The sequence below is a fragment of the Methanoregula sp. genome, from assembly GCF_028712425.1.
Classification (GTDB): domain Archaea; phylum Halobacteriota; class Methanomicrobia; order Methanomicrobiales; family Methanospirillaceae; genus Methanoregula.
Genome location: NZ_JAQTQD010000052.1, coordinates 1 through 4,272, shown reverse-complemented (window position 1 = coordinate 4,272; position 4,272 = coordinate 1). Strand labels below are relative to the sequence as shown.

3 protein-coding genes and 1 pseudogene are annotated in these 4,272 nt (G+C 55.2%); all 4 read left to right on the top strand.

Going from position 1 to position 4,272, the window contains the following annotated elements:
• A pseudogene (locus PHF39_RS13805) lies at positions 1 to 757 on the top strand (carbamoyltransferase HypF); the annotation flags it as partial.
• A 79-nt stretch (positions 758 to 836) separates the two neighbouring features.
• A complete protein-coding gene (locus tag PHF39_RS13800) occupies positions 837 to 1,259 on the top strand; it encodes a hypothetical protein (RefSeq protein ID WP_300225152.1) in 423 nt (140 codons plus the stop codon).
• 227 nt (positions 1,260 to 1,486) lie between these two features.
• Positions 1,487 to 2,296, top strand: a complete 810-nt coding sequence (locus PHF39_RS13795) for a DUF2927 domain-containing protein (protein WP_300225150.1) — start codon at positions 1,487 to 1,489, stop codon at positions 2,294 to 2,296.
• Between the two features lie 338 nt (positions 2,297 to 2,634).
• Positions 2,635 to 4,272, top strand: a 1,638-nt coding sequence (locus PHF39_RS13790; protein ID WP_366144247.1) for an STT3 domain-containing protein, incomplete at its 3' end; no start/stop codon positions are given.

Sequence of the window (4,272 nt, the reverse complement as noted above, 5' to 3'; positions counted from 1 at the left end):
TGGTGTCGGGTACGGCGATGACGGCACGATCTGGGGAGGGGAAATCTTCTGCGGGCAGGCGCCGGACTTAAAGCGGGTCGCACACCTTGAACCGGTTGCCATGCCGGGCGGGGACCTTGCCACCCGCTTCCCGGAGCGGATGCTCTACGGGATCCTGCCGGACAAACGGATCGAGGCCCTCCTTGCATCCCGGGGATGGTCGGGCATCGAACTGGGCGTTCTCGAAAAACAGGTTGCATCAGGTTTCAATGTGACGCAGACCACGAGTACCGGACGCGTGCTCGACGCTGCAGCGGCCCTGCTTGGGATCTGCCGGGAGAAGACCTATGACGGTGAGCCGGCCATGAAACTCGAATCGGCGGCTGCCGGTGGCAGGGCTGAAGCATGGGATCTCTTGTTTGCCACACAGGACAACTGCGAGATGCTCTCCAGCCGGGCACTGGTTGAGACAGCGCTTGCACAGATGGATGCATCCCGCGGGGATCAGAGGGCAATAAGGGATATCGCAGCCTCGTTCCAGTACAACCTTGCCCGGGGGATCGCAGAGATGGCTGTCCGTGCTGCGGAGCGCGAGGCGATGAAGACAGTGGCACTCAGCGGGGGCGTTGCCTACAACCATGCCATCCGCACGACAATCGAAAAGGAGGTCGCAGCCGCGAATCTCACCTGCGTCATCAACCGGGACTACCCGCTCGGCGACGGCTGTGTCTCGTACGGCCAGGTCGTGTATGCCGGGAGCCGGATCTCCGGCCGTTGACCACAAAGTCCATAAATGAGTCCTTTTCCTGCAATCGGAGGCATTATAATGCCTCAAAAGAAAGATTCACACACGAGCAATGGATCCATCTGACAAGATAACCGATACCGAACAGAAGATCAAGGGCCTGGAGCAGGACTTAAACGACCTCCGCCAGGGGCTCACGCTCGTTGCCGATTATTACCGCGACCTCCAGAAGATGTCCAAACAGCAGGAGGCTGTCGAAGCCGTGGACGAGATCCTTGCACGACCGCTTGTTGACGAAGACATCGAGTTCGAAGGGATCTGGAAGTTTCACGAAGATGCCCTCATCGCGGACCCGGAGGCCCGCGTCCCGTTTGAGGTCATGTACAAGGCCTTCGTGCAGTACTGCGAGCAGAGCGGGAGGAGCATCGTGGAACACGACGCCTTCGAGTTTGTTTTTGCACACATCGAGAATCCCGCACCGGTTCCCGACAAGGGAGACTGGGTCGGGTACCGGCTCCGCCCGGGCACTCCCTGAACGGATTTCCCTCAACCATTATTGGCCTGAGTACCTGGAGTGAGGTGTGACGCGGGATCTTACGGGCCGGGGCCGGCTGGGACTCCTCCGGAAATGCCGCACTGTTCTTCCTAAGATCGTTCGGTCCCGCACATACCTTACCTTACATTCGCCTCCCGTATGTGTCCTGGAAGAGTTTCCTTTCCCGTATGGACAGACTTAACATCCACGGGAGTTCACCTTGATCCATGAAAGCCGGCTGGGGGTTCATCATATCCGGAATCATCATCATAGCCATCGGTCTTGTCTGGCTTTTTTTTGGCATGTCAGCACCAGACATCGGGCAGGGCATCACCACAACAGTCTCCCTGCCCCAGGTGCTGCCCACGTCAGCCCCCCCGACAACCGTACCAGTCACCATGGCTCTCATGGGGACTGCCGTTGTGACGGAATCGACCACTCCTTCTGCCGATGCGGCAAAGCTGCACTTCCTTGACCTCGCATTCGGTGCCGGGAATCCCTACCTTGAACGGTGGGGCGAGACGCAGAACAACGGCAGGATCGTGATCTCGATGGTAGGGAACCGTGATGCCGATGCCATGGCTGTCCAGACCGCTCTCCAGGAATTCAACAGCCTCTCCCGCACCAACCAGATCTCCACGCAGGTGAAGCAGGGGAGTGCAACGGGAGATATCGTCATCAAGTTCGTAACCGGGGACGGTATGAGCGCAATCCCCCTGAACACATCGGAGAGCCTGACCAACAAAGAGTTCGTGCAGGGCGGAAGATCCGTTGCTAAGGTCACGCTCGGCACCATCTACGTCAACAATGATCTCAAGGGAGACGAACGCAGCCATGTCATTCTCCGAAGCCTCTTCTACGAACTGGGCCTTGTTGGCACTACCGACCTGTACCCGGACAGTCTCTTCTACAGCGGCACCGATTCCACAAAAACGCTTTCCCTCATAGACAGGGAAGCAATCAGGCTCCTCTATGGCACCAGCCTGAAGCCGGGGATGACTGCAAACGAGGTGCGCGGTCTGCTGTTTGTGCGGTGACCAGGTTGACAGGTTGTGCCGGAGGTCACCGGCATTTTTCCGTTTTGAGGGTAATCCATCAGATCGCATTATCCGCCCCTGCCTGAGGAATCCGACAATGCACCTGTGAATGACGTAATCCTCCATAATGGTGGGCGTCCGCATGGTGGGGGACTTATCCTTCTCTAAAGACCCGACCGACCTTTTCTGATTTCGGAATATTCATCTATCATCATCGGGATATTTCTGAATAACGGGAGAATTCAGGAGTCATGACTTTTTTATCCAGTCAGAATAACAGGCGATACCTGGTTGGAGGGGGTCTTGTCCTTTTCATGGGGATAGCATTTGTGCTCAGGATGATCCCGGCGTTGTTCATCCCTCCGGACGGGTTCCTGCTGAACAGCGGGGCCGATGTGTGGTACACCATGCGGCAGGTCGATGTTATGGTAGCTCATTTCCCCCAGTATAACTGGTTCGACCCAATGACCGCTTTTCCAACAGGAAAGACCATTGACTGGGGGCCGCTTTATCCGTTCCTTGGGGCCGCACTCTCAATCCTTTTCGGCGCATCTTCCCGCACGGATATTGTGAACATTGCCGGATGGATTTCACCGATCCTGGCAACACTCCTTGTTCCCGTAACCTACCTGCTGGGAAAAATAATATGGAACCGCTTGGCCGGTATCGTTGCTGCGGGGCTGGTCTCGGTCATCGGTTATGTGTATTTTGTCCAGTCGTCGTATGGATGGACAGATCACAACAGCGCTGAAGTGTTCTTTGTTGCGCTCTTTTTTCTGGCATATCTCTCTGCTCTCTCATCCGCCAGAAAGACCGCTGTTGACCTGAAGATCTCAAGAACTCTTGTTGTTCCTGCTATCCTATCCTGCCTTGCCGGAATTCTCTATTTCCTTGGATATCTCACCTCCCCAACAGTCCTCCTCTGCCTGGTTGTTGTGGCAATTATCACCTTCATCCAGGGCATCATCGATTTTTCAGGAGACGTGCGCGCGGATTACCTTCTTTTCGTAAACGGTATCGTATTCTGCACAATAGCAATTCTTGAAACTATCTTTGGATTTCTGCCATGGGGCGGCCTCTCCCTGACTACGTATTCCATCACCCACGTATACGTGATGATCGGGCTTATCGCGGAAACTCTTCTGCTCTTTGGGCTGGCGAAAATCTTCCAAAAGAACTCCCGTTACTATTACCTTTCTCTTGCCGGGATTATCATGGGGGGGCTTGCTGTCGTCGGGTTTGTTCCGGTGTTCCAGACCATCAGGGACCAGGCAGTCACCCTCCTTTTCGGCTCATCGGCATACACCATCGCGGTCCGGGAAACACAGGCATGGTCGCTTGCCGCTGCCTATGATTCATTCGGCCTCTCGCTCATTCTCGTGGCAGGAGGACTTGGTATTCTTGCATTCTCCGTTCTGAAGAAGCAGAAATCCGAACAGGTCTTCCTTCTGGTATGGCTTGTCGTCATGCTCCTTCTGACCGTCCCCCACCAGCGGTTCCAGCTGTACCTGACAGTCCCGACTGCACTTACAGCGGCAATCTGTTCTTCGGCACTGGTTCAGTGGTCGTGGGATAGCGCGGGCATATGGATTATCTCCCGTATCTCAAAAAACCGGAACCCTGAGACGACGGCAACAACGAAGCGGGAGAAACGCAGGAAAGAGCGTAATGGGCCGCGCGAATCCACCACAGTTGAAAGATCTGTGATAATAAAGGGGTTTGTCCTTGTCGTGATCGTTATTATCACGGTGATGGTATTTGCTCAATCCACCGGACAGAACTATGTGTATAGCGCACATACGCCCGCGAACGGGATCCCAAAGGATTGGGCAGAGACCCTTGTCTGGCTGGGTTCCTCAACTCCGCCGACCGGTGTCGATTATTTTGGAGCCTATGAAAAAGAGACCTTCATGTATCCTGAAAGCGCGTACGGAATTCTTGCACCATGGGAGCAGGGACACCGGATAACGTACTTT